This is a genomic window from Serratia silvae (assembly GCF_023282985.1).
GTDB lineage: Bacteria > Pseudomonadota > Gammaproteobacteria > Enterobacterales > Enterobacteriaceae > Chania > Chania silvae.
Map to the genome: position 1 here is coordinate 111,634 of NZ_JAGQDC010000016.1, position 23,400 is coordinate 135,033.

The 23,400-nt window shown below is 55.2% G+C and carries 19 protein-coding genes and 3 pseudogenes; 4 read left to right on the top strand and 18 right to left on the bottom strand.

Translation table 11 applies throughout. From position 1 onward, the window contains the following. Nucleotides 1-16: 16 nt before the first annotated feature. From phnN to KAJ71_RS18160, 11 genes are all read right to left on the bottom strand, one after another. Nucleotides 17-571 carry a ribose 1,5-bisphosphokinase gene (gene phnN, locus KAJ71_RS18110; protein WP_248946976.1) on the bottom strand — a complete coding sequence of 185 codons (555 nt, stop codon included), beginning with the start codon at nucleotides 569-571 and terminating at the stop codon, nucleotides 17-19. Beyond that, nucleotides 571-1,707: an alpha-D-ribose 1-methylphosphonate 5-triphosphate diphosphatase gene (gene phnM, locus KAJ71_RS18115; protein ID WP_248946977.1), complete on the bottom strand. Its 1,137-nt coding sequence runs from the start codon at nucleotides 1,705-1,707 to the stop codon at nucleotides 571-573. Before phnM ends, phnN begins: the two co-directional genes overlap by 1 nt. Then, the gene (phnL, locus tag KAJ71_RS18120; protein ID WP_248946978.1) at nucleotides 1,704-2,408 is read right to left on the bottom strand and encodes a phosphonate C-P lyase system protein PhnL; all 705 of its coding nucleotides are present in this window, start codon (nucleotides 2,406-2,408) and stop codon (nucleotides 1,704-1,706) included. Before phnL ends, phnM begins: the two co-directional genes overlap by 4 nt. A gap of 13 nt (nucleotides 2,409-2,421) precedes the next feature. Continuing rightward, nucleotides 2,422-3,210 carry a phosphonate C-P lyase system protein PhnK gene (gene phnK / locus KAJ71_RS18125; RefSeq protein WP_248946979.1) on the bottom strand — a complete coding sequence of 263 codons (789 nt, stop codon included), beginning with the start codon at nucleotides 3,208-3,210 and terminating at the stop codon, nucleotides 2,422-2,424. Then, nucleotides 3,210-4,061 carry an alpha-D-ribose 1-methylphosphonate 5-phosphate C-P-lyase PhnJ gene (locus tag KAJ71_RS18130; protein WP_021179081.1) on the bottom strand — a complete coding sequence of 284 codons (852 nt, stop codon included), beginning with the start codon at nucleotides 4,059-4,061 and terminating at the stop codon, nucleotides 3,210-3,212. The genes phnK and KAJ71_RS18130 overlap by 1 nt, the downstream gene beginning before the upstream one ends. Further along, a complete protein-coding gene (locus KAJ71_RS18135) occupies nucleotides 4,054-5,139 on the bottom strand; it encodes a carbon-phosphorus lyase complex subunit (RefSeq protein ID WP_248946980.1) in 1,086 nt (361 codons plus the stop codon). The genes KAJ71_RS18130 and KAJ71_RS18135 overlap by 8 nt, the downstream gene beginning before the upstream one ends. Continuing rightward, entirely contained in the window at nucleotides 5,139-5,720 is a 582-nt protein-coding gene (phnH, locus tag KAJ71_RS18140) for a phosphonate C-P lyase system protein PhnH (protein WP_248946981.1), read from the bottom strand. Before phnH ends, KAJ71_RS18135 begins: the two co-directional genes overlap by 1 nt. 3 nt (nucleotides 5,721-5,723) lie before the next feature. Next, complete coding sequence (phnG, locus tag KAJ71_RS18145; protein WP_248946982.1) at nucleotides 5,724-6,167, bottom strand: phosphonate C-P lyase system protein PhnG; 444 nt, start codon at nucleotides 6,165-6,167, stop codon at nucleotides 5,724-5,726. After that, on the bottom strand, nucleotides 6,168-6,896 hold the full coding sequence (gene phnF / locus KAJ71_RS18150; RefSeq protein WP_248946983.1) for a phosphonate metabolism transcriptional regulator PhnF: 729 nt from the start codon (nucleotides 6,894-6,896) through the stop codon (nucleotides 6,168-6,170). Between the two features lie 732 nt (nucleotides 6,897-7,628). Continuing rightward, complete coding sequence (locus KAJ71_RS18155; protein WP_248946984.1) at nucleotides 7,629-8,111, bottom strand: hypothetical protein; 483 nt, start codon at nucleotides 8,109-8,111, stop codon at nucleotides 7,629-7,631. A 70-nt stretch (nucleotides 8,112-8,181) separates the two neighbouring features. Continuing rightward, a complete protein-coding gene (locus tag KAJ71_RS18160; RefSeq protein ID WP_248946985.1) occupies nucleotides 8,182-8,325 on the bottom strand; it encodes a hypothetical protein in 144 nt (47 codons plus the stop codon). A gap of 503 nt (nucleotides 8,326-8,828) precedes the next feature. On the opposite strand from KAJ71_RS18160, the pseudogene KAJ71_RS18165 reads away from it, so the two are divergent. Next, a pseudogene (locus tag KAJ71_RS18165) lies at nucleotides 8,829-8,984 on the top strand (tyrosine-type recombinase/integrase); the annotation flags it as partial. Here the strand turns inward: KAJ71_RS18165 and nrdG are convergent. From nrdG to KAJ71_RS18180, 3 genes are all read right to left on the bottom strand, one after another. Beyond that, entirely contained in the window at nucleotides 8,967-9,431 is a 465-nt protein-coding gene (gene nrdG, locus KAJ71_RS18170) for an anaerobic ribonucleoside-triphosphate reductase-activating protein (protein WP_248946986.1), read from the bottom strand. The pseudogene KAJ71_RS18165 and the gene nrdG overlap by 18 nt on opposite strands. A gap of 231 nt (nucleotides 9,432-9,662) precedes the next feature. After that, complete coding sequence (nrdD, locus tag KAJ71_RS18175; protein WP_248946987.1) at nucleotides 9,663-11,801, bottom strand: anaerobic ribonucleoside-triphosphate reductase; 2,139 nt, start codon at nucleotides 11,799-11,801, stop codon at nucleotides 9,663-9,665. A 308-nt stretch (nucleotides 11,802-12,109) separates the two neighbouring features. Next, nucleotides 12,110-13,000, bottom strand: coding sequence for a LysR family transcriptional regulator (locus KAJ71_RS18180; protein ID WP_248946988.1), 891 nt, complete (start codon nucleotides 12,998-13,000; stop codon nucleotides 12,110-12,112). A 103-nt stretch (nucleotides 13,001-13,103) separates the two neighbouring features. Between KAJ71_RS18180 and KAJ71_RS18185 the strand changes: the two genes are divergently transcribed. Continuing rightward, a complete protein-coding gene (locus KAJ71_RS18185; protein WP_248946989.1) occupies nucleotides 13,104-13,628 on the top strand; it encodes an NAD(P)H-dependent oxidoreductase in 525 nt (174 codons plus the stop codon). Between the two features lie 66 nt (nucleotides 13,629-13,694). Here KAJ71_RS18185 and KAJ71_RS18190 read toward each other — a convergent pair whose 3' ends face one another. Continuing rightward, entirely contained in the window at nucleotides 13,695-15,728 is a 2,034-nt protein-coding gene (locus tag KAJ71_RS18190) for a glycoside hydrolase family 3 protein (RefSeq protein ID WP_248946990.1), read from the bottom strand. A 352-nt stretch (nucleotides 15,729-16,080) separates the two neighbouring features. Between KAJ71_RS18190 and KAJ71_RS23685 the strand changes: the two are divergent. Next, nucleotides 16,081-16,362 (top strand): annotated as a pseudogene (locus tag KAJ71_RS23685) (hypothetical protein); the annotation flags it as partial. A 22-nt stretch (nucleotides 16,363-16,384) separates the two neighbouring features. Here KAJ71_RS23685 and treC read toward each other — a convergent pair. The 3 genes from treC to treR all read right to left on the bottom strand — a co-directional run bounded on the left by treC (nucleotide 16,385) and on the right by treR (nucleotide 20,756). Further along, the gene (gene treC / locus KAJ71_RS18195) at nucleotides 16,385-18,049 is read right to left on the bottom strand and encodes an alpha,alpha-phosphotrehalase (protein WP_248946991.1); all 1,665 of its coding nucleotides are present in this window, start codon (nucleotides 18,047-18,049) and stop codon (nucleotides 16,385-16,387) included. Nucleotides 18,050-18,203: 154 nt separating this feature from the next. After that, nucleotides 18,204-19,619 (bottom strand): PTS trehalose transporter subunit IIBC, encoded by a 1,416-nt coding sequence (gene treB, locus KAJ71_RS18200; RefSeq protein ID WP_248946992.1) that lies wholly within the window; start codon nucleotides 19,617-19,619, stop codon nucleotides 18,204-18,206. Nucleotides 19,620-19,808: 189 nt separating this feature from the next. After that, nucleotides 19,809-20,756 (bottom strand): trehalose operon repressor TreR, encoded by a 948-nt coding sequence (treR, locus tag KAJ71_RS18205; RefSeq protein ID WP_248946993.1) that lies wholly within the window; start codon nucleotides 20,754-20,756, stop codon nucleotides 19,809-19,811. A 537-nt stretch (nucleotides 20,757-21,293) separates the two neighbouring features. Between treR and mgtA the strand changes: the two are divergent. Beyond that, nucleotides 21,294-23,324 (top strand): annotated as a pseudogene (gene mgtA / locus KAJ71_RS18210) (magnesium-translocating P-type ATPase); the annotation flags it as partial. Between the last annotated feature and the right edge of the window lie 76 nt (nucleotides 23,325-23,400).

Consider the following 23,400-nt stretch of genomic DNA (forward strand, 5'->3'; position numbering starts at 1 on the left):
TTGGTTTCCTCATTTCTTACTGCATAGCAGTCTGTCCTGTGGTTAAGGTCAGCAGTACGTCGAGGGTATGCCCAAGATCGCCGTTGTTATCCAACAGGCGGCAACCCGCTGGCAGGGTCTGCTGATAGTCGGCCGCCCGCGCCAGCCGTTGCTCAATCTGTGCCGCCGTTTCCCGCCCGCGTTGTTCCAGCCTTTGGCGCAGCACCGCTGGGGAAACCTGCAAACAGACCGGCAACAGTTGGGTACCGTAGCGTTGCAGCGCCTGTGGCAAATGAGCACGGGATCCGTTGACCACCACGTCGATCCCTTGCAATAACCACAGATCGACCTCGATACCAAAGGCGTAATGGTGTTCGTGCGCCTGCCAGTCCAGGGCGAATAACCCTTTGGCACGGCGGCGCAGAAACTCCTGTTCGCTCAGGGCGATATGGTTCTCGCAGCCAGCATTGGCCGGGCGGGTGATGTAACGGTGCGCCACCAGCGGCCCGGCACCGGTGGCTGCCCGTAGCCGTTCGAGCAGGCTGTCCTTGCCTGCCCCGGATGGGCCCATCAGGTAGATGAGATAGGCCATCAGAATACCTGCTTGCCCTGACGCCAGACGTTTTGCACGTAGATATGTTCGCCGTGCGGCCTGGTCAGTACCAGATCTGCGCGCATCCCCTCGGCAATCAGCCCACGATCCTGCAAGCCCAACGCTCGTGCCGGGTTACGGGTGATCAGTTGTACCGCCTGCGGCAGGCTGAAAGCGTTGCGATCGTCGTTTGCCAGACGAAACGCCGCGTCCAACAGACTGGCAGGGTAATAATCGGAAGAGAGGATATCCAGCACGCCAAGGGCCGCCAGATGATGTGCCGCCACGTTGCCGGAGTGTGACCCCCCGCGCACGATATTCGGCGCGCCCATCAGCACCTGCAAACCTTGCTGATGCGAGGCCCGGGCTGCCGCTTCGGTGGTCGGGAATTCGGCAATCACGCTGCCCAGTGCACCGGATTCACTGACATGTTCGGCGGTGGCATCGTCGTGGCTGGCCAGGGCGATATTACGCGCTCGGCAGTGGGCGGCGATCGCCTCGCGGTTCGGTGTGGCCCAGCGTTCGGACAGGCTCATTTGCTCCACCTCAAACTCGCTCATCTGCTGGTCATTAAGGTGATATTTACCCTGGTAATATTCACGGTATTTCTCACGTGAGGCGAACTGGCGCTGGCCCGGCGAATGGTCCATCAGCGACACCAAAGACACGCCCGGTTTATCCATCAGCTGTTCGAACAGCGGCAGGGTGCTGTCATGGGGCAGCTCGCAGCGCAGGTGTAGCCGGTGTTCGGCCCGGTTCACCCCGGCTCGCTGGCTGTGGATCACCGCGTCGATCATTTTTTGCAAGTTTTCCAGCCGGTGCCCGCCGTCGCGCACGTCACCGATCGCCACCGCATCCAGCACCGTGGTGATGCCGTTGGCGACCATCAGCGCGTCGTGGCTGCTCATGGCCGAATGCGCTGGCCAGTCCACGTTGGGGCGCGGGGTGAAAAACTTGTCCAGATTGTCAGTATGCAGCTCAATCAGCCCAGGCAGTAACCAGCCGCCTTCACCATCCAGCGCCTGCGGTAGCTGGCTGGGGGTATCGGCAAAGCTGCGGATCACGCCGTCGGTCATTTCCAGTGAACCTGCAACGATCTGGTGTTCCAGCACCAGCTTGACGTTATTGATAATCATGGCGTCTCCAGAACCTGTGGGGCCTGCATGGTATGTAAACGGTCAGCCACCTGCTGACGGGTGCCTGCGTCGTGGAAAATGCCGACGATGGCCGCGCCACGCTGTTTGGCCTGTTCTATCAGGTTAACCACCGCCGCGCTGTTACGGCTGTCGAGGGAGGCGGTCGGTTCGTCCAGCAGCAGGATGGGGTAATCCTTGATAAAGCCACGGGCGATATTCACCCGCTGTTGCTCACCACCGGAGAAGGTCGAAGGGGCCAGTTGCCACAGGCGCTGCGGCACGTTGAGTTGGTTGAGCAGGGCTTCGGCGCGTTGACGGCATTCGCTACGCTCAACGCCGGATTCCAGCAACGGCTGCATTACCACCTCTAGCGCACTGATGCGCGGTATCACCCGCAGAAACTGGCTGACCCAGCCAATGGTGTGGCGGCGCACGGCCAGGATCTGGCGAGCCTCGGCCTGTACCAGTTCCAGCCAGTCGTTTTGGTGATGGATCCAGATCTGGCCACTGTCTGGCAGATAGTTGGCATACAGCGAGCGCAGCAAGGTGGATTTACCGCTGCCGGAATGGCCGTGCAGCACCACGCATTCGCCGCTGCTGACGGTCAGGTTGGCATCCTGCAATACTGGCAGGCGGGTGCCGTGCTGTTGGTGCAGGACAAAGGTTTTACTCAGGTGTTCAACCCGGATTTTAATTGTCATTATCTCACCTGTGTTACGACAGAACCGAAGAGACCAGCAGCTGGGTGTAAGGATGGTGCGGATCGTCCAGCACCCGATCGGTCAGACCGCTTTCCACCACTTCACCTTCTTTCATCACCAGCAAGCGATGGGCTAGCAGGCGTGCTACCCCCAGATCGTGAGTGACGATCACTGCCGCCAGCTGCATTTCCACTACCAGATTGCGCAGCAGATCCAGCAGGCGTGCCTGCACGGAAACGTCCAGCCCGCCGGTCGGCTCATCCATAAACACCAGCTTGGGGTGGGTCACCAGATTGCGGGCGATCTGCAAGCGCTGCTGCATACCGCCGGAGAAGGTGGTGGGCAGGTCATCCAGACGGGAAACCGGGATCTCCACGTCCTCCAGCCATTGTTTGGCCTGCTGGCGAATATCGCCGTAATGACGCTGGCCGATGGCCATCAGGCGCTCACCGATGTTGCCACCAGCAGACACCTGTGGCCGCAGACCGTCGAGCGGATGCTGATGGACTACGCCCCAGTCGGTGCGTAGCAGGCGGCGGCGATCGCTTTCCGCCATAGCGTATAGATCTTGTTGCTGCCCTGGCTGTGGGCGATAAAGGATCTGCCCCTGTTGCGGGGCCAGCCGAGCAGAGATCGATTTGAGCAGCGTGGTTTTACCCGAGCCGGATTCGCCGACGATGCCCAGCACTTCACCGGGATAGATATCGAATGACACATTGCTGAAACCCTTGCCCGGTGCGTAAAGATGGGTGAGGTTGTCGACCGTCAGCAACGGTGCGGCACTCAATGGAGCGGAAGTCATCAGTGCGGTACCTCTTGGTTGAGTTGTTGCTGGCAGAAATCGGTATCTGAGCAGACGAACATGCGGTTGCCCTGATCGTCGAGCACCACCTCATCCAGATAGCTGTGGCGCGAGCCGCACAGGGCGCAAGGCTCCTCCCACTGCTGCACGCTGAACGGATGGTCGTCAAAGTCCAGGCTTTCCACCTTGGTAAACGGCGGCAGGGCGTAGATGCGTTTTTCACGCCCGGCACCGAACAACTGCAATGCGGGCATCATGTGCATCTTCGGGTTATCGAATTTAGGGATCGGCGAAGGGTCCATCACATAGCGATCGTTAACCTTTACCGGATAGGCATAGGTGGTGGCGATATGGCCGTAGCGGGCGATATCCTCATACAGTTTCACCTGCATCACGCCGTACTCTTCCAGTGCATGCATCTTGCGCGTTTCGGTCTCGCGCGGCTCGATAAAGCGCAGCGGTTCCGGGATGGGCACCTGATAAATCAGGATTTGATCCGCCTGCAATGGCGTTTCTGGAATGCGGTGACGGGTTTGGATCAGTGTGGCTTCTGGTGTGCGCTCGGTGGTAGCAACACCGGCTACTCGCTGGAAGAAGCGGCGGATGGAGACCGCGTTGGTGGTGTCGTCTGCGCCCTGGTCGATAACCTTCAGCACGTCGGCACGGCCAATGATGCTGGCGGTGATCTGTATACCGCCAGTGCCCCAGCCATAAGGCATAGGCATCTCACGACCACCAAACGGCACCTGATAGCCAGGGATCGCCACTGCCTTGAGGATGGCGCGGCGGATCATGCGCTTGGTTTGTTCGTCCAGATAACCGAGGTTATAGCCGGTCAATACTTCACTCATGGCGGGTCTCCTGAAGGGCGGCAAATTCCTGTTGCAGGCGTTTGAGCAGCTCCAGTTCAGCCTGGAAATCGACGTAGTGCGGCAGCTTGAGGTGGGAGACAAAACCGGCGGCCTCCACGTTATCGGCGTGCGCCAGCACAAACTCTTCATCCTGCGCCGGGCCTGCTACGTCCTCGCCGTATTCGGCGGTTTGCAGGGCGCGATCCACCAGTGCCATCGCCATGGCTTTACGTTCCGAGCGGCCAAACACCAGCCCATAGCCACGGGTGAAGTGCGGTGGCCGATCCTGTGGGTCGACAAAGCCGTTGACCATCTCGCACTCGGTCAGCAGGATCTCGCCGATATCGACGGCGAAACCCAACTCTTCCGGCACGATCTCCACGGTAACGTAACCGCTGCGGATCTCTCCGGCAAACGGATGATTGCGGCCATAGCCGCGTTGGGTGGAGTAGCTCAATGCCAGCAGGAAACCTTCATCGCCACGCACCAGTTGCTGCAAGCGTGCCGAGCGGGAGCAGGGGTAAACCGGCGGGTTGCGGGTAACATCGTCCGGAGTGCTGCCGTCATCTTCTTCTGCCAGCGCCAGCCGTTGCTGATTAAGCAGCTCGAACACGTGGGCGCAGCTCTCTGGCAGCGGCTCATCGGCCTGCGGTGCCGGAGGTGTTTCACCGTTGGCCAACAGCGTAAAATCCAGCAGGCGGTGGGTATAGTCGTAGGTCGGGCCAAGCACCTGGCCGCCGGGCAAGTCTTTGTAAACCGCCGAGATGCGCCGCTCCAGCCGCATGTTCTCGCTAGCCAGCGGTTCGCTGACGGCCAGGCGCGGCAGGGTGGTGCGATAAGCGCGCAGCAGGAAAATAGCCTCTACCAGATCGCCGCTGGCCTGTTTGATGGCCAGTGCAGCCAGTTGGCGATCGTAAATACCGCCCTCCGTCATTACCCGGTCAACCGCCAAGCCAAGTTGTTCACCGATTTGCTCTGCGCTGAGCGCTGGAAGAGTATCGTCACCCCTGCGCAGATTTTCCTGTAGTTGATGGGCTGCCTCGATAGCCTTTTCGCCCCCTTTCACTGCAACGTACATCAGCACTCCTCCACGCGGGTGGTTCTTGGCAGCGCCATTAGGCGCTCACCGCAGGTCAAGATAATGTCTAGACCCAGCGGGAAGCGCTGAGGCCGTTCGAGTAGATAAGCCCGTAGTGCAGCTGGCAATGGCGGGGCGATTTCCCGTTGTTTTTCAATGCCGGGGCCGGAAAGGCGCAGTGTGTGGCTGCCTGCTAATGCTGCAACCTGCACTACCAGCGTGGCACCGAACTCCGGTGAGACTTCATTGCCGTGGGGTAAAGCGCTCAGCTCGGCAGGCCGTAATTGGTCATCCCATACCGCCAGATGGATATCTTCCTGCCGGGTTGCCAGCGGAGCACCGGTATGAAAACGGATGTTAGTTAGCACTTGCTCACTTTTAAGGTCGACACAGAGCTGGAGCGGGGTTTCCTGATCCGCCAGCGTCAGTATCACGGCGGTGCTGGCGGCGTTCAGTGCACCCCATGCCGGGCAATTTGGCAGTTCAACAATCACGCCAGGTTCACTTAACGCCTTTAAAATCAAACGGAAAGCAGACTGGGATTGCTCAATCGGCTGATCAAAACCGGTTAATAACGTCATGGCTTAATCCCCTCGCACCAGCGTAAAGAAGTCCACCCGGCTAGCTGCTACGGCACGGGCGCGCAGTTGGCGCTGCTCCTGTTGCAGTGCGGCCAGGGGTTCGATCAGCTGAAGCTGTAGCAATTCATGGTTGGCGGGTTGTTGTAGCAGGGCGTCGATCAGCGCACAGAGTTCGGCATGTTCCTTGTCACGCCCGGTTACGTAGCTATAGCCCTGGCCGCCGTTTTCCAACTGCACCACGGCGCGGGTTACGGTCATATCGCCCAACACAAAGCGGCGGCCGGTCGCTCCCATCCGTCCTAGCAGCTGTGTCAGGCCAATCTCAGGGGCGCGTAGGCGCTGGTAGCTTGGGTTGAGGCTCAGCGCCTGCCAGTGGCTGCGCAGCTGGGCGGATTGGCTATGCGCCAGGACCGACATCCAGCGTTGTCTCTGCTGTAAGGATTGCATTCAGTGCTCCATCGTCAGTTCGATCATGTCGGCGCGCGCCAGGCTGATGGAGTATTCCGCCACCAAATCGCTGCCGATACAGGTATTTAGGGTGCGCACGCAGAGCAAGGGGGCATGGGTGGCTATCTCCAGCAGGCGGCTCTCTTTGGCCTGTGCACGCCGTGCGCTGATGCGGGTCTGGCGGCGGGTCAGCGGCTGGTGGATTTGCTGTTGGATAAACTCATGCAGCGAACCGTTGTGGAACTGTTGTAAGGCGGGCCACCAGTCGAGATCGGGCAGATAGTGGTCGATCACGCTGAGAGGAACGCCGTTCACCCGGCGCAGGGTGCGCAGGTGGATGATGGTTTCCCCCTCTTCGCGGTTGAGCGCGCTGGCAATATGCCCATTGCACGGGCGTAAAACAGCGAGTAAGCGCTCACTGGTGGGGTGGCTGCCCTGCTCGAACAGGTTCTGGCTGAAACGGGTGTTGGCGTGCAGCGGATAGTTATACGGGCGTAGCAACACCAGAATGCCGATGCCGTGGCGGCGTTGCAGCCAGCCGCGCTCTACCAGCTCATCCACGGCGCGGCGCAGCGTATGGCGATTGACCTCAAAACGCTCGGCAAGCTGTTGTTCTGAAGGCAGATAATCTCCACAGCGGTATTGACTGGACAGCTCCTGCTCCAGCTGGGCGGCGATCTGCTGATATCGAGTGGGGTAACTGGTCGGATGTCTAGATAAGTGCGTCATAGCCAATACCTCGGCACTTCGGTGGGGGGAGAAAGCGAAAAAGCGGCGATAGAATTCATGATCGGCACTCGGTAACAAAGTTGGGCTAATGTTGCCGGGGGCAGATGACAATCACGTGACGCGTAGGTGGCGAACTGATGAACAATTTGGGACAGGGAGATGATGTCTTATATTGATGTAAAGAGTGGGTGCTGGCTCGCTGGCTTGAGTGAAAAAATACCAGCAAGGCTTATTTTGTTGTCACAAACGTGCTAACTCGGGAACGCATTTTTGGATTTCTTTATCCACTCAATCCATTGGCCTCGGAACAAGTTGATGATGAGATTGAACTTGCCGTTGAGTTGCCGCTAGAAAACCCAGAAATGGGTAGGCCCACAAGCTTAGCAAGCTTTGTTAGCGCCCAATTATTCAATAATAAAAATATATGATTAAAAAAATTCATTCATGGAATCCATTTATAAATCTCTAAGTATCCTGTTGGGCTTTCTAGTATTATACACGGATTTTATGTATACTTATCTGGGATATACTTCCAAGATAAATAGAATACCACAATAATTGATATTATTAATAACCTCCCACTATATTCTGGTATAAATGCCAAATACAGCAAATACAATAAAACAACGACAGCAGTTGGAAGGGAATTAAAAAATATAGTAAATACAATTAGTTTAACGTATTTTAAAACAAAATTAATCATGATTTTTGTTATTTCTAATATTTCGATAATCATAAGTCAATTCCCCCTTCTAAAATTTCAATTTTTTCTTCAAGCGTAGCGTTATGTTTACCTTTAAGCTTGATTATTAACGCCGTTATAATTGGATCTACATATATATATAGCATCTCAATTCTATTGTTATATAGTATGTTATAATAGCGAGGTTCAATCGTTCTTAGTTTTCTTGCGGCCATAGCCGCCCTTTGAACTTGCCCATACAATGCAACACCCGTTAAAGCCCATGGCCCTTTCTTATATGTTTGTTTCCTGATTGAGGCTAAAATATCAGGCGATCCAGATAAAGATTTACCTATTGTATAAGCAATAGCTTTCTTAGTTAGCACTCCAGAAGTAAATGCAGCAAATAATTTACTTGTCCCTCTTGTTCTTGATTTAGCTTCTCTTTGGGTTCTATCCTCATCATCTAAAATAAATTCAATATATAAAATCAGCATATGCAGAAGTATATCTCTCTTTCCAAATAACTCCAAAATACCATTCGTCTTCTATTTTAATTTCTTGACAAACATCTTCATATTTATCTATGAAACATGATGTTCGCTAGGAAAGCCTTTCAAATCCATCATATATTGCCTCGGTTGTATCAATTGCTTTCTCATAGACACCCTCAACACCTTTATCAAGGGATAATGCCATTTTTCTTTCAGCCTGCATGTGTTGTCTAAGAAAATAACTATAGTCCATTAAATAAGCTCCTTTTATTTATACGACATTTGGTACTAAAGAACATTATATCTCTAATGCATTCGTCAAAGCTAGCCTTACGAAAAAATGAGGTTATAGTTTGATATACATGGGTAATATCAAAATTTTCATTCACATGATGTATTTTTTAGTTTGAATTCATTAATTATTTATATGTCATTGGCAAACCAAAAATTCAGTCCTCTAAACTGAGGCTCTTTGTCTGCCTCAAAATGTCGCCTTGTACGGCTTACTTGCTCACATCCTTTGTTGATCATTTCGTTCCTGGCCATCCCCAAAAAATTAACATCTGGTTTCGATTGCAGCTGACCAGCGCACAATATGTAGTGTATCGGGCTGGCCGTCTTCTTCTTCCCTTCCCCGTTCTGTGCCAGTGGCCGCTCCGCAAACTTTTACAGAATTCATGTAGAGACACCTCCCAGGGACAGGGATACCTGTCGCTTGATACCGTCCGATCGATGCGTGATCACGCCGCACAGCTGGGCGCAGAATTGAATGAAGCACTTGCAGGGGATTTTGAACTGGAGCCATCGCGAAAATACCCGCAGCCAGTTGTGGCTATTAGGACACTGAAACAGCGTCACATCGAAGCCAGTCGGAAACCCGGACGCACATCAACATTAACGCAGTTTATGCACCACCTGGTTAGCGCTACCGCGCCAAATCAGCGCCGGGTCTTTTAAATCCTGCACAAACTTACCATCTATCAGCACGTTAATCCGATCGACAATCTGCATCTGTTCGCTATCCAGTTCATCCAGCTTATAGCCGGTCCACAGCCAGATATCTTTGCCGGGGCATTCGGCATGCACTCGTTTGACCAACTGCAGCACGGCGGCGACGTTTGCCGGGTGCAGCGGATCGCCACCGGACAGCGACAACCCTTGGCGTGGAATACGCGTCTCGTTGAGATCGGCTATGACCTGATCTTCCATCTGCTGGGTAAACGGCAGGCCAGAGTTCAGTCGCCAGGTGCTTTTGTTATAGCAACCGGGGCATTGGTGCACGCAGCCTGCGACAAACAGCGTGCAGCGGGTGCCGGGGCCGTTGACCACATCGATAGGATAATACTGGTGGAAATTCATAGTATTGCGTTCTTTTATATGGCCCCTCACCCACGGGGAGAGGGAGCTGGTACGGTGCGGTGGTCAGGTATGGAAGTCACCTGTGACGTATTTGGCCCCATCCTCTCATCTCAAGCCTCTCTGTGCTCAGATGCTTAGGCTATGTTGAGGACGAATGCCGTCGTTAAGATGTGGCACATTCGATCCCCTCTCCCTTTGGGAGAGGGTTAGGGTGAGGGCCGCTGGCTAAAATTAACCGATCTGCCCGTTGCCCAAATGTTTCACCCGGCGTTTCACTTCTTCCTGCTTACCGGCGTTGAACGGCCGGGCATCCGGGCTGCCAAGATAGCCACACACGCGGCGGGTCACTGACACTTTTGCCGAATCATGGTTGCCACATTTCGGGCAGGTGAAACCCTTGCTGGTACAGGAAAACTCACCGGTGTAGCCACACTCGTAGCACTCATCGATAGGCGTGTTGGTGCCGTAATAAGGCACGCGGGTGTAGCTGTAATCCCACACGTCTTCCAGCGCCTTCAGGTTGTGCTGCAGGTTCGGGTATTCGCCGTAACAGATGAAGCCGCCGTTGGCCAAAGGTGGATATGGCGCCTCGAAGTCCAGTTTGTCGTACGGATTGACCTTTTTCTCCACATCAAGGTGGAAGCTGTTGGTGTAATAACCCTTGTCAGTCACCCCGGTGACCACGCCAAATTCGCTGGTATCCAGGCGGCAGAAGCGATCGCACAGGTTCTCACTTGGCGTGCTGTATAGGCTGAAGCCGTAGCCGGTTTCTTCCTTCCAGCTTTCGGTGGCGTTTTTCAGGCGCTCAACGATGGCGATGGCCTTGGCACGCAACTGCTCGTCGTCGTAAACGTGCTTTTCTGCGCCAAACAGTGCGTTGATGGTTTCATGCACGCCGATGTAGCCCAGCGAAATCGAGGCGCGGCCGTTCTTGAAAATCTCCGCGATATTATCGTCGGCCTTCAACCGCACGCCGCAGGCTCCTTCCATATACAGGATCGGTGCCACGCGGGCCTTGATGCCTTCCAGGCGGGCAATGCGGGTCATCAGGGCTTTCTTGGCCAGCAGCAGGCGCTCATCCAGCAAATGCCAGAAGCGGTCTTCGTTACCCTGGGCTTCCAGAGCGATACGCGGCAGGTTCAGGCTGATCACGCCGATATTGTTGCGGCCATCGTGGATCTGCTCGCCGTTTTCTTCATAGGTGCCGAGGAAACTGCGGCAGCCCATCGGCGTTTTAAACGAACCGGTGACCTTGACCACTTGATCGTAATTGAGAATGTCTGGATACATGCGTTTGCTGGCACATTCCAGCGCCAGCTGTTTGATGTCGTAGTTGGCGTCACCAAACTTGTGGTTCAGGCCGTCGCGGATGGCGAAGACCAGTTTCGGGAACACGGCGGTTTTACGGTTTTTACCCAGCCCGGCGATACGATTTTTCAGGATCGACTGCTGGATCATGCGCGACTCCCAACTGGTACCCAGGCCGAAACCGAAGGTAACAAACGGCGTCTGGCCATTGGCGGTGTGCAGGGTGTTGACTTCGTATTCCAGCGACTGGAAGGCGTCGTAACACTCTTTCTCGGTGCGGGTCCTCGCATAGCCTGCCACGTCTTGGATCTGCCACTGCTGCGCCACCTGCTGGTGCTTGCGGAAACTTTCGGTAACGAACGGGGCCAGGATCTCATCGATGCGGTTAATGGTGGTGCCGCCATAAATATGGCTGGCGACCTGTGCGATGATTTGCGCGGTCACGGCGGTGGCGGTGGAAATTGATTTTGGCGGCTCGATCTCGGCGTTGCCCATTTTGAAGCCGTTGGTCAGCATGCCTTTCAGATCGATCAGCATACAGTTGAACATCGGGAAGAACGGTGAGTAGTCGAGATCGTGATAGTGGATTTCGCCCCGTTCGTGCGCCAGCACCACATCGCGCGGCAGGATATGCTGTTTGGCGTAGTGCTTGGCAACGATACCGGCCAACAGATCGCGTTGGGTTGGGATCACCTTGCTGTCTTTATTGGCGTTCTCATTGAGCAGCGCGACGTTGCTTTGTTCCACCAGGCCACGGATTTCCTGATTCAACCGCCCGCGTAGCTCACGCGAGACGTCACGATCGTGGCGATATTCGATATAGGTACGTGCCAGCTGCTTATACGGGCCAGACATCAGCTGGTTTTCTACCGCCTGCTGGATTTCGTGGATGTCGACTCGCGGTCGATTTTCCATCTGTTGAGCGACCACACGGGCGACGGTAGCACAGTAGTCGGCATCGACAACTTCAGCGGCCAAAGCGGCCCGCTCGATGGCCTGCTTGATCAGCACCTCGTCAAAAGGTACCTGGCAACCGTCCCGTTTAATCACTACTGGTTTCACGTTGTAACTCCTGTCCCCATGGGGGAGCGTCGGCTTATCCACAGGGCAAAACCGCAGGGCGCAAGGGCTGCGGAGGGTGTGGATGATATTGTGGATAATTACTATATATAGGTGATTGGTTTTCTTTAAGCACTATATATGGGTGTGCTGTCGTTTTTTTTGACCTAGGACAAAGAATTGCGGAAGCCGTTTGAACGCTGTACAGCTACCCGTTTCAGGAATATTTGTAACCCTTGCTATCAGCGGGCTGAATGAAGATTACCGATTATCTGAAAGATCGTTAAGGTGTGATTGTGATCGCATCACGCCTAATGGCGGCGAAAATGCGCCAGTAAAAAATCCACCCAGACGCGCACCCGTGGCGGCAGATCCGCCGAGGTATAGTAGAGCCAGATTTGTGTGGGTTTTGGCCAGTAATCTTTCAACACTGGCAGCAATGTTCCTTGGGTAAAATGCTGTTCAACATACCAGCGTGACAGACAAGCGATGCCTAGCCCGGCCAGTGCAGAGTCCAACAACATCTCTGGGCTGCTGGCGGTCAGGCGGCCATGCAGATCCAGCGTTTTATGCGCCAGGTGCCACTTTACATTGCGCCCGGTAGCCGGATTACGGTGCAACAGGCAGCTATGTTGTAACAGATCTTCCGGTACCTGCGGTGTCCCATGCAGGGCAAGGTAACCGGGGGCGGCGACCAAGAGCATCTGCATCGGGTAGAGCGGGCGTGCCACCAGCCGGCTATCGGGATCGACCTGACTGCCGATGCCTACATCAAAGCCTTCGCCCACCAGATTTACCACCCGCGCATCCAGCGACAAATCCAGATCGATCATTGGGTAACGTTGTAAAAATTCAGGGATCAGCGGCATCAGCACCTGGCGGCCAAAGCCTGGGATCATGCTGACGCGTACGCTACCGGCAGGGGGCAGTTGTGCGCCCCCGGCTAGCTCCAGCGTGGTGGTTAGTGCGTGCCATAGCGGCGCCACCTGTTCCAGCAGGGCTTTACCTTCGTCGGTCAGCATCACGCTGTGGGTGTTGCGTTGGAACAGCCGCAGCGCCAGCTTCTCTTCCAGCACGCGGATATTCTTGCTGATCGCTGCCGGGGTAACGCCCAGCTGGCGCGCAGCGGCGGAGAAGTTCTGTGTCTGAGCGGCGCTGAGAAACGCCGGTAACAAACGGTGCACGTCAATGGGCAGCGACATAGTGGTTGATACTTTAGGTTGAAGTTAATGTGACCATTAACAGACTACACCGGAAACAGGGGAAATGAAAAAATGGCTTACTTTCGATAAACAAGGATTTCCCATGTCGCGTATTTTAGTGTTGGCCGCCCACCGTTTCCCCGACGACTCCCGCATCAATAAAGCGCTGATCGAGGCACTGCGTCCTTTACCTGACGTCACCGTGCATGAACTGATGCGCGTTTACCCGGACTACCAGATTGATGTGGCCCGGGAGCAGGAACTGCTGCAAGCGCACGATGTGGTGGTGATGCTGTTTCCGTTCTATTGGTACAGCTCACCGGCGATCCTCAGCGAATGGCAGGATGCGGTATTAACCCACGGTTTCGCCTATGGTAGCGAAGGCACCCAACTGCAGGGTAAGCCTTTGCAACTGGTGGTTAGCACCGGGGGCAATGCGCAGGCCTATTCGCCGGCAGGTTATAACCGTTATCCGGTGGCCGATCTGCTGCGGCCGTTTAACGCCGTCGCCAACCTGACCGGCATGGATTATTTGCCGCCACATCTGGTGCAGGGCGTATTTGATATGAGCGATGAGAAGCTGGCACAGGAAGCGGTGAAGGTAGTGAAACTGGTGCAGAGTTTTTAAGTTCGGGGACAGGGTGACGTTCTGCATCCCTCTTCCACACGGAAGAGGGATGCAGAGAGGAGCGTATTACAAGATACCCGCACCGATAGGGAACAGAGGATCGACAGAATCGTGCGCGACGTCCTCTTTCTGATCCAGCACCGCTTGCCAGCTGGACGGCAGCTCAAACGGTAACTTACCCTGTGCTTTGCTCTTGCCGGTGATCACATCCAGCACCGCCTCATCGGAAGCGCCGAAGTTGGCCAACAGCACGTCGGTTTTATCCACGATGTTGGTGAGGATCGCCGGGCGATCCAGGTAAACGGAAATCACCGTTGGCAGGTTGAGGGCTTTCACCTGTTTGATCAGCTGATAGTCTTCACTGCCGCTGTAAGTGCCAGCTTTCTGATCCAGCACTACGGTATCGGCATCCTCAAAGCCCAGTTGGCCGAAGTTGACCGAAACGCCAAACGGATAGTGCGGATCGTTCTGGTGCGGTGTATCCACTCGCAGGATGGCGATCTCCGCTTCTTCCGGGTTAGCAACCACTTCCAACCCATAGCGCGCGGCTACGGTAGCGTTGACGTTATGCAGGAACACCTTCTTGCCGCTCAGCGCCAATGGCAACAGCGAATTATTATCCTGCAACAGGATCTGCGCACGGCGCTGTGCATCATCCCCTTTCTGCTGGAACTCTGCGTTGCCGACGATTTTCACCGCTTTGGCTTCGTCCACGTAAGGTTTTTCAAACAGTCCCAGCTCAAACTTCTGCTGTAAAATACGTGTGACGGAAGCGTCGATGGTGGCAATCGGCAGCTGTTGCTGGTTGATGGCTTCTATCAGATCGCTAGGATCGCTGGTACCACCGAACTGATCGACACCGGCTTCCACCGCTTTCACTACGCGTTCCTGGCGGGTGAGGTTCTCAACGCCCCACGACATGCCGATCCCGGCAGTCCAAGGCGACACTCCGGCGGCGATGTCGGCATCGCTGATACCGGTGGCGCATTTACCTTCGCAGCTTTCCAGGATACCCCAGTCGCTCAGCACTACGCCGCTAAAGCCAAAGCGCCCACGCAGCATCTCTGTCAACACCTGCTTATTAAAGCCAAAGCCCACCTCTTCAATCAGCTGATCCTTGTACCACAGGTTGATTGGCTGGCCGTAATAGGGCATCACCGAGGCCACATTGGCGGCAAACGCCCCTTCGAACGGTACCAGGTGATATTCCAGATTATCGCCCGGGTAAACCTGCTCTTTGCCAAAGACGTTGTGCGGATCTAACCCGCCAAGCTGTGGGCCACCACCGGCAAAGTGTTTTACCACGGTGATGACACTGTCTTGGGTCAAGCCTTTATCACCATGCTGGAAGCCTTCGATATAGGCTTGCACCTGGCGTTTGGAGAGCTGGTTATCCTCGCCGAAGGTGCCATTGATGCGGCCCCAACGTGGTTCGGTAGCCAGGTCGGCCTGTGGTGATAATGCCATGTGGATGCCAACGGCACGGTATTCCTGACGGGCGATATCGCCAAAGGTTTTGGACAATGCCGTATCATCGATTGCCGCCAGGCCGAGCGGTTCTGGCCATTGTGAGAAGCTGCCGGCCGCGACGCTGGTGGCATTAGGATCATTAACGAAGTGGTTGCGCGGGTCGGTACTGATGGTGACAGGAATACCGAGGCGAGACTTCTCGGCCATTTCCTGTAGTGCATTGTTATCGGCGGAAATATGCTGCGGATCGCCCGCCATGCGGGTAATGAAGGTGTTGACGAAGCGCTGGTTAACATCTTCTTCGGCGGCGCTGATATCGACGCGGCCAGCACCATTGAGGCCGATGGTGCCGTGCATCATGGCACCGGCTTTTTCTTCCACGCTCATGCGGGCGGTAAGATCGCGGGCGCGGGTGGCGCTATCGAGACGCCAGTCTTCATAAGGGTCGAGCTGGCCGTTTTTATTCAGATCTTTAAATTTCAGCCCATCGACGGTAAGTGTTGGAATATTCCTGCTTTCCAGCGCCGCCTGATTACCCGGAGAAACCTGGTGATCATTATTGTCGCATCCGGTCAGCCCGGCGGCTAATAACCCACTGACTATAAATATCGACTTTCTTTTGACGGTCATAAAGCTAGCTCCATGTCTTGAGAGGTAAAAATGGCTGGAATGTTAATTTAACTGCCTGTATTTATTATGTATTTTTATTTATAATCTAATTCTTTTCTATTATTGCATGTTTTTTTTATAGCGTGAAATAAATCTATTTCCAATTTGGGATTTCCTTCACAGTTTGATCTTTGTTGCGGTTTTTTTACTGCCTGGAATAGCATGGTAATGTTTTAGATAGAAAATAAGTTGAACTAAATAAAAGGAACTAATTATGAAAATAATAATTGTGTTGAGTGATTTATTTATACGGGGAATAATAAAGCCTAATAACTCCGCGTTAATTATATGATTCAACGATAGTTACAGCGCCCATGTGTATGCCGAGGATCCACAGCAACGAAGCATCACGCTGAATGGTCGGCAGTATCCGGAAAGGGGCCGCCTGGCCAGCGATGCGGTTGACACAATTGCTACTGTGGGCCGCATTGCTGGGGAGATCGTGCTGTTGCGCTTAGAAAGGCGTGCCGGGTGGGGCGATCCGGCCCCTGGCTGGCAGGCGCTGAGTAACAGGGGGAAGTATTCCCAGCGCCCATTTCATTGCTCGAACCATGCAAAATCCATTTGTTTTCAAAGGATTTTGTACGGATTGTAGCAAACAAACCTCCTTTAACTCATCAGGACTCCAGCAGCCACCAACTCGCCTCGAATGGTCGTAGTACCTCAGCTCTTGGCTGCTCTGCGGCATCTACATAGTTGCTTATCAGAGGCCGCCACAGTTCAGAAAATTCAACGCCAGCGGCATCCCATGCCAACGGTTCGCGGCTCAGGTTTGCCACAACCAACAGCCGCTGCCCATTCCAGCTACGTTGATAACACCATAATGCCGGGTGAGCCGGGGCCAGATCCTGATAGTCGCCGTGGGTTAGCAGCGGATACTGCTTGCGCAGGGCGATCAGGTGGCGATAAGCGTAAAACACCGAGTCCCGATCGGCCAATGCCGCCGTGGTGTTAATCTGCGTATAGTTTTCCGCACAGGCGATCCATGGCGTACCGGTGGTGAAGCCTGCGTTGGTTGTAGAGTCCCACTGCATTGGCGTACGACCATTGTCCCGCGATTTACAGGCCAGAATGGCCAACAGCTCGCTATCACTTTTCCCCTGAGCGTGCAGCTCGGCGTACATATTCAGGCTTTCCACATCGCGATAGCTTTCTATCTGTTGGAAGCCTGGATTGGTCATGCCGATCTCTTCCCCCTGGTAGATATACGGTGTGCCCTGCATACCGTGCAGCACTATCGCCAGCATCTTGGCAGCGGTTACTCGCAGCTCGCCTTCGTCACCAAAGCGGGAAACGATGCGTGGCTGGTCGTGATTACACCAGAACAGCGCGTTCCAGGCGCGGTTATGCATGCCTTGCTGCCAGTGGTGGAAAATCTGCTTCAACTCAACGTAATCCGGCGCAGCCAACGTCCACTTCTGCCCGTTGGCATAGTCCACTTTCAGGTGGTGGAAGTTGAAGGTCATCGACAGCTCGGCACCACTTTGCGCCGCATACTGCTGGCAATGCTCCAGCGAGGTTGAAGACATCTCGCCCACGGTCATCAGGCCGCGTGGCTGGAACACGTCGCGGCTCATCTCCTGCAAAAACTCGTGAATGCGCGGGCCGTCGGTGTAGAAACGGCGGCCATCGCCCTGACTATCGCTTGGAAAGTCCTGCTGCTTGGAAACCAGGTTGATTACGTCAAGACGCAGCCCGTCCACGCCTTTATCTGCCCAGAATTGACACACTTTCTTCAGCTCTTCGCGCACCGGCGGGTGTTCCCAGTTAAGGTCGGCCTGCTCGGTAGCAAACAGGTGCAGGTAATATTGGCCGCTGTCGGCGTGCCACTGCCAGGCATTACCGCCAAATTTGGAGCGCCAGTTGTTGGGCAGGGCGTCACCTTCGCCATCGCGCCAGATGTAGAACTGACGCAGCGGGCTGGCAGGATCCCGCGCGGCCTTAAACCACGGGTGCTCGGTGGAGGTGTGGTTAAACACCATATCCATCACGATACGGATACTGCGCTGATGGGCCTGTGCCACCAGGTGTTCGAAGTCGGCCATGGTGCCGTAAGCCGGATCGATGGCGCAGTAATCGGCCACGTCGTAGCCATTATCGATCTGGGGCGAGACATAGACCGGCGTCAGCCAGATGGCATCGACGCCCAGCTCCTGCAAATAGTCCAGCCGTTGAGTTACCCCTGCCAGATCGCCATAGCCGTTACCGGTGCTGTCCTGGAAGCTCTTCGGATAGATTTGATAAATAACGCCGTTCTGCCACCAAGGGATTACATTGATCATAAAAATACCTTTTAATCCCCGTCGTCTTTCAAGCTGCAGCGTTGTTACCTGCGCTCACTCACCCCAGTCACTTACAAAAGTAAGCTCCTGGGGATGAGTGAGCTTGTTGCCTAACTGCAACTTGAAATCCATAGGGGATAAATGTTGAATAAGTTTACACTGGTAACTCGCCGCGGCTGGCTTTGCGTTTGTAAACCATCATGGTCAGCAGCAGTGGGATCACTACGGCCACCAGGATAGCTACGGAGTAGATCAGCCAGAACTGCGGTTGGATAGACAGGATGCCCGGCAGGCCACCTACGCCGATGCCGTTGGCCATCACGCCGGTCAGGCCACAAATCAAGCCTGCGAAGGCGGAGCCGATCATCGCGCACAGCATAGGGAAGCGATATTTCAGGTTAATGCCGTACATAGCCGGTTCGGTCACGCCGAGATAGGCGGAGATGGCGGCCGGTACGGAAATCTCGCGTTCGTTGGCCTTGCGGCTGACGATGATGATGCCCAGCACCGCCGAGGCCTGCGCGATATTAGACAGGGCAATCAACGGCCAGACTGGCGTACCGCCCATGCTTTGGATCATCTGCATATCGATTGCCAGCGTGGTCTGATGCACCCCGGTGATCACCAACGGCGCATACAGGAAGCCAAACAGTGCCGCGCCGATCGGGGCGAAACTACCGGTCATTACCCACTTCACTGCCCAAGCGACGCCATCGCCAATCATGCGACCAAACGGACCGATCAGCGTGTGAGCCAGGAACACGGCCAGCAGCAGAGAAACCACCGGCACCACCACCAGATACAGATAATCTGGCACGATCTTTTTCAGACGGGTTTCGATCCAGCCCAACGCCATACCGGCGAGGATCGACGGGATCACCTGCGCCTGATAGCCCACTTTCTCAATGGTGAACCAGCCAAAGTTCCACACTTCCGGCACTTGCTGGCCGAGCAGGTAGGAGTTCATCAACTGCGGGGAGACCAAGGTGATCCCCATCACGATGCCGAGCACCGGGGTACCGCCCATCTTTTTCACCGTTGACCAACAGATAGCCACCGGCAGGAACATAAAGATGGCCTCGCCCAATAGCCACAGGAAGTCGTAAATGGTTTTCCAGGCTGGGTGCATCTGTGCCAGCGTTTGGCCGCCGGACATCGGGATATCGCCGATCACGTTGCGGAAACCGAGGATCAAACCGCCGCTGATCAGGGCTGGCAGCAGTGGGAAGAAGATCTCGGCGAAGTGGGAGATACCGCGTTCGAACCAGGTCATGTTCTGGCGAGCGGCCAGCTTGGCCTGTTCCTTATCTGCTTCGTTGATGCCGGTGGTGGTAATTAACGCCTGATAGTAATCACCAACTTCGGGGCCGATCACCACCTGGAACTGCCCGGCGTTGGTGAAGCAGCCTTTGACCATACGCAACTGCTCAATCTCTTTCGGCTTGGCCTTGGCGGGATCGTTAAGGACGAAACGCAGGCGGGTAATGCAGTGGCTGACGGTGGCGATATTCTCGCGGCCACCCACCAGCACGATCAGGCGATCGATGTCCTGCTGCTGAACTTTGCTCATTATGGCACCCTTGTTATCAGTGAGGCTCAGAGGTATTGATGTTTTTAAGCTTAGCCACTAGGCCGTTTTTATTAAATGGGAACGTTCCCAGCCTGCGGTAAGGATCACAAAACGAACAATAAAGCCTCAAGGAGCGTCACAATGAATTCTGGCTATGATACGAAGGGGCGCCACATGCAGCGCCCGCTATCAGGCAAGTTTGCAGGGGATAATGATTTGGCGGATGCTCAGTTCACCACTCAACTGGCCCAGCAGCTGAAGTGCCGCCTGCTGCCCAGCGGTGCTATAGCCCAATTCAACGGAAAACGTCTCTGGGAACAAGAAGTTGAGCATCGGCGTGTTACCGATGGCGCACACCTGGATTGGCGAAGTTTGTTGCTGTTGCAGGTACTTCATCGCGCCTAGCGCGATAGTATCGGAGGCGCACACCAGGGCGGTGGTTTGCGGTTCAATCACGTTGGCGGCCAGTTGGAAACCGCTCTGGTAGTTCAGTTCACCCAATGCCACTAGCGGCGAGATTTTTTGCGCGCGACAGGTATCCAGATAGGCCTGATGGCGACGCATCCCGGTGGTGGCATCGGACTCCTGCACGCCCAGGTAGCTGATATGGCTATGGCCCTGCTTGCGTAAGCGCTGCATCAGCAGTTTCACGGCACCTTCATCGTCATAACAAACTGAGGAGAGCCCCGGATATTCGCGGGCGACCACCACCATCTTTTCCTGCCATGGCTTGAGCATATCTGCGGTCAGGCCGGTAAAGCCGAACAGGATCACGCCGTCGACGTTGCGCTGGCGCAGTACGTTGAGGTGTTCCTCCACCAGCCGGGTTTCAAACTGGCTTTCCATCACTATCGGATCGAAACCCTGCTGATACAGCAACGGCAACATGGTGCGCACGGCCTGATTTTCCGAAGGGGAATCCAGACGGGAAACGATAATGGCGACCACTTTGTCGCTTTGGCCGCGCATGGCACGGGCCGATTTTGACGGGGTAAAACCCTGGCTGCGGATCACCGCCTCCACCCGTTCACGGGTTTGCGGGCTTACGCTGCCTTCGTTATTCATCACGCGTGAGACGGTAGACTTGCCTACCCCGCTCAGGCGGGCGATATCCTTGATTGTCAGCCGGTTTTGCATGGTTTACTTATCGTTTAGGTTATGAGGCTTAAACTTATACCCGTCGTCTTTCAAGCTGCAGCGTTGTTACTTGCACTTACACACCCCAGTCACTTACAACAGTAAGCTCCTGGGGATGAGTAAGTTTGTTGCCTAGCTGCAACTTGAAATTCATAGGGTATACAACATCCCACTTATGCTCGCTACCATAGCGCATTTTAACGCGCGGATCTTGGTGCGCAGCCCACAGTGTTGCAAAACGGAATGGCCGCCTTTGCCGTTCCCACTTTTTCTTTGACCTGAGGTTAATCCCTGAATGGATCCTGATCCGAGCCCCGACACTACTCATTCGGTTCCCCGGTAAAACCTCTCCGCTCAGCGTTGCTGTTTTACCGGCTTAGGTAAGCAGCGGCACTTGCTCGATAGTTCGCCTCTGTTGTGATTGAAAATCAGTGTTCTGCTCCGGCGGAGGATTTTTGGCGTGTCCGAAAATCGTGCCAGCGGGCCGATCCGCCGTTCACCCACTGCCGTGAGGCGCTGGGCGACGAGGTGCGAACGATGAAATTTAAACAAATCCCCCGTCGGCTGCTGGGTTTGCTCAGCCGCAATTTGCCACGCCGTTTGATTCGGCGCGATGCTTTGTTGGAAAGCGTTAGCGGTGTAGCGCATGAGTTGCCTGCCGGTTTGGCTAAACAACGCCTGGAATGTGCCGCCGCCAGCGCGATGCAGCTGTATGAGCGTTTCAACAGCCACCCGGAAGGCATCACCGAGCTGGAAGCTGAAACCGCCCGCGGCCAGTTTGGCAGCAACACCATCGAAAACCAGCTGGCCGAAAGTTGGTGGAAGCATTTGTGGCACTGTTACAGCAACCCGTTCAACCTGCTGCTGACCGTACTGGGGCTGATTTCCTACGCCACCGAAGATCTGATTGCCGCGCTGGTGATTGGCTTGATGGTACTGATCTCCACGCTGCTGCACTTTATTCAGGAAGCTCGCTCCAACAAGGCGGCGGATGCGCTGAAGGCGATGGTCAGCAACACCGCAACGGTGTATCGCAGCGATGCGCATACCGGTAAAAGCGAACATAGCGAACTGCCGATTTCACAGCTGGTGCCGGGCGATATTATCAAGCTGTCGGCTGGGGATATGATCCCGGCGGATCTGCGGTTGCTGTCTGCCAAGGATCTGTTTATCAGCCAGGCAGCGTTGACCGGTGAGTCACTGCCGGTAGAAAAAGTGGCCGACCTCCGCGACCAGGTGAGCGATCCGTTGGAGTGCCAAAACCTGTGCTTCATGGGCACCAACGTCGTTAGCGGCACCGCGCTGGCCATGGTGATCGGCACCGGTAGCGAAACCTACTTCGGCCAGTTGGCGCAGCGGGTGATCAGCCAGGATGAGCAGCCCAACGCCTTCCAGGCCGGTATCAGCAAAGTGAGCTGGCTGTTGATCCGCTTTATGCTGGTGATGACGCCAATCGTGCTGTTGATTAACGGCTTCACCAAAGGCGACTGGTGGGAAGCGGCGCTGTTTGCGCTCTCGGTGGCTGTTGGGCTGACGCCGGAAATGCTGCCGATGATCGTCACCTCTACCCTGGCTAAAGGGGCGGTCAAGCTGTCGCGCCAGAAGGTGATCGTCAAACGTCTGGACGCGATCCAGAACTTTGGCGCGATGGATATTCTGTGCACCGATAAAACCGGCACGTTGACCCAGGACAAAATTGTGCTGGAGCGCCATACCGATGTGTTTGGTGCCAACAGCGAGCGGGTGCTGCGTTACGCTTGGCTGAACAGCTTCTACCAGACCGGGCTGAAAAACCTGCTGGATGTGGCGGTGCTGACCTGCGCCGATGAAAGCCAACAGCCGGACGCGTTGCAGCATTACCGCAAAGTGGACGAGATCCCGTTTGATTTCGAACGCCGCCGCATGTCGGTAGTCGTTGCTAAAGAGGCGCAATACCACGAGCTGATCTGCAAGGGCGCACTGGAAGAGATGCTGTCGATCTGTAGCCACGTGCGGCAGGAAGATGAAGTGATCCCGCTCAGCGAAGCGCTGCTGGCGCGCATCCGCCGTGTTACCGACGAGCTTAACCAGCAAGGGCTGCGCGTGGTGGCGGTGGCCAACAAGATCCTGCCGGCGACGGATCATGAGTATGGCGTAGCGGATGAATCGGATCTGATCCTCGAAGGTTATATCGCCTTCCTCGATCCGCCGAAGGAGAGCACCGCACCGGCATTGGCCGCGCTGAAAAAGAATGGCGTAACCGTCAAGATCCTCACTGGCGACAACGAACTGGTTGCCGCCAAGGTGTGTAAGGATGTGGGGCTGGATGCGGAGCATATCCTGCGTGGCAGCGAGATCGAACTGATGGATGACGCCACGTTGGTCGCAGCGGCAGCGCGTACCACGGTGTTTGCCAAGCTGACGCCGCTGCACAAAGAACGCATCGTTCAACTGTTGCGTAAGCAGGGCCACGTGGTGGGCTTTATGGGCGACGGTATCAACGATGCCCCGGCGCTGCGTGCGGCGGATATCGGCATATCGGTAGATTCTGCGGTGGATATTGCCAAGGAAGCGGCAGATATTATCCTTGACTAGTCCTGGTATAGGTTGACACTTTTTTGCCTGTAAAACGCCTGATGCACCGCATCGGGCGTTTTGTATTTTA

Bases quoted from the DNA above. Each gene is read 5' to 3' on its own strand.
- phnN (WP_248946976.1), bottom strand. From the start codon at position 571: ATGGCCTATCTCATCTACCTGATGGGCCCATCCGGGGCAGGCAAGGAC.
- phnM (WP_248946977.1), bottom strand. From the start codon at position 1,707: ATGATTATCAATAACGTCAAGCTGGTGCTGGAACACCAGATCGTTGCA.
- phnL (WP_248946978.1), bottom strand. From the start codon at position 2,408: ATGACAATTAAAATCCGGGTTGAACACCTGAGTAAAACCTTTGTCCTG.
- phnK (WP_248946979.1), bottom strand. From the start codon at position 3,210: ATGACTTCCGCTCCATTGAGTGCCGCACCGTTGCTGACGGTCGACAAC.
- KAJ71_RS18130 (WP_021179081.1), bottom strand. From the start codon at position 4,061: ATGAGTGAAGTATTGACCGGCTATAACCTCGGTTATCTGGACGAACAA.
- KAJ71_RS18135 (WP_248946980.1), bottom strand. From the start codon at position 5,139: ATGTACGTTGCAGTGAAAGGGGGCGAAAAGGCTATCGAGGCAGCCCAT.
- phnH (WP_248946981.1), bottom strand. From the start codon at position 5,720: ATGACGTTATTAACCGGTTTTGATCAGCCGATTGAGCAATCCCAGTCT.
- phnG (WP_248946982.1), bottom strand. From the start codon at position 6,167: ATGCAATCCTTACAGCAGAGACAACGCTGGATGTCGGTCCTGGCGCAT.
- phnF (WP_248946983.1), bottom strand. From the start codon at position 6,896: ATGACGCACTTATCTAGACATCCGACCAGTTACCCCACTCGATATCAG.
- KAJ71_RS18160 (WP_248946985.1), bottom strand. From the start codon at position 8,325: ATGGACTATAGTTATTTTCTTAGACAACACATGCAGGCTGAAAGAAAA.
- nrdG (WP_248946986.1), bottom strand. From the start codon at position 9,431: ATGAATTTCCACCAGTATTATCCTATCGATGTGGTCAACGGCCCCGGC.
- KAJ71_RS18180 (WP_248946988.1), bottom strand. From the start codon at position 13,000: ATGTCGCTGCCCATTGACGTGCACCGTTTGTTACCGGCGTTTCTCAGC.
- KAJ71_RS18185 (WP_248946989.1), top strand. From the start codon at position 13,104: ATGTCGCGTATTTTAGTGTTGGCCGCCCACCGTTTCCCCGACGACTCC.
- KAJ71_RS18190 (WP_248946990.1), bottom strand. From the start codon at position 15,728: ATGACCGTCAAAAGAAAGTCGATATTTATAGTCAGTGGGTTATTAGCC.
- treC (WP_248946991.1), bottom strand. From the start codon at position 18,049: ATGATCAATGTAATCCCTTGGTGGCAGAACGGCGTTATTTATCAAATC.
- treB (WP_248946992.1), bottom strand. From the start codon at position 19,619: ATGAGCAAAGTTCAGCAGCAGGACATCGATCGCCTGATCGTGCTGGTG.
- treR (WP_248946993.1), bottom strand. From the start codon at position 20,756: ATGCAAAACCGGCTGACAATCAAGGATATCGCCCGCCTGAGCGGGGTA.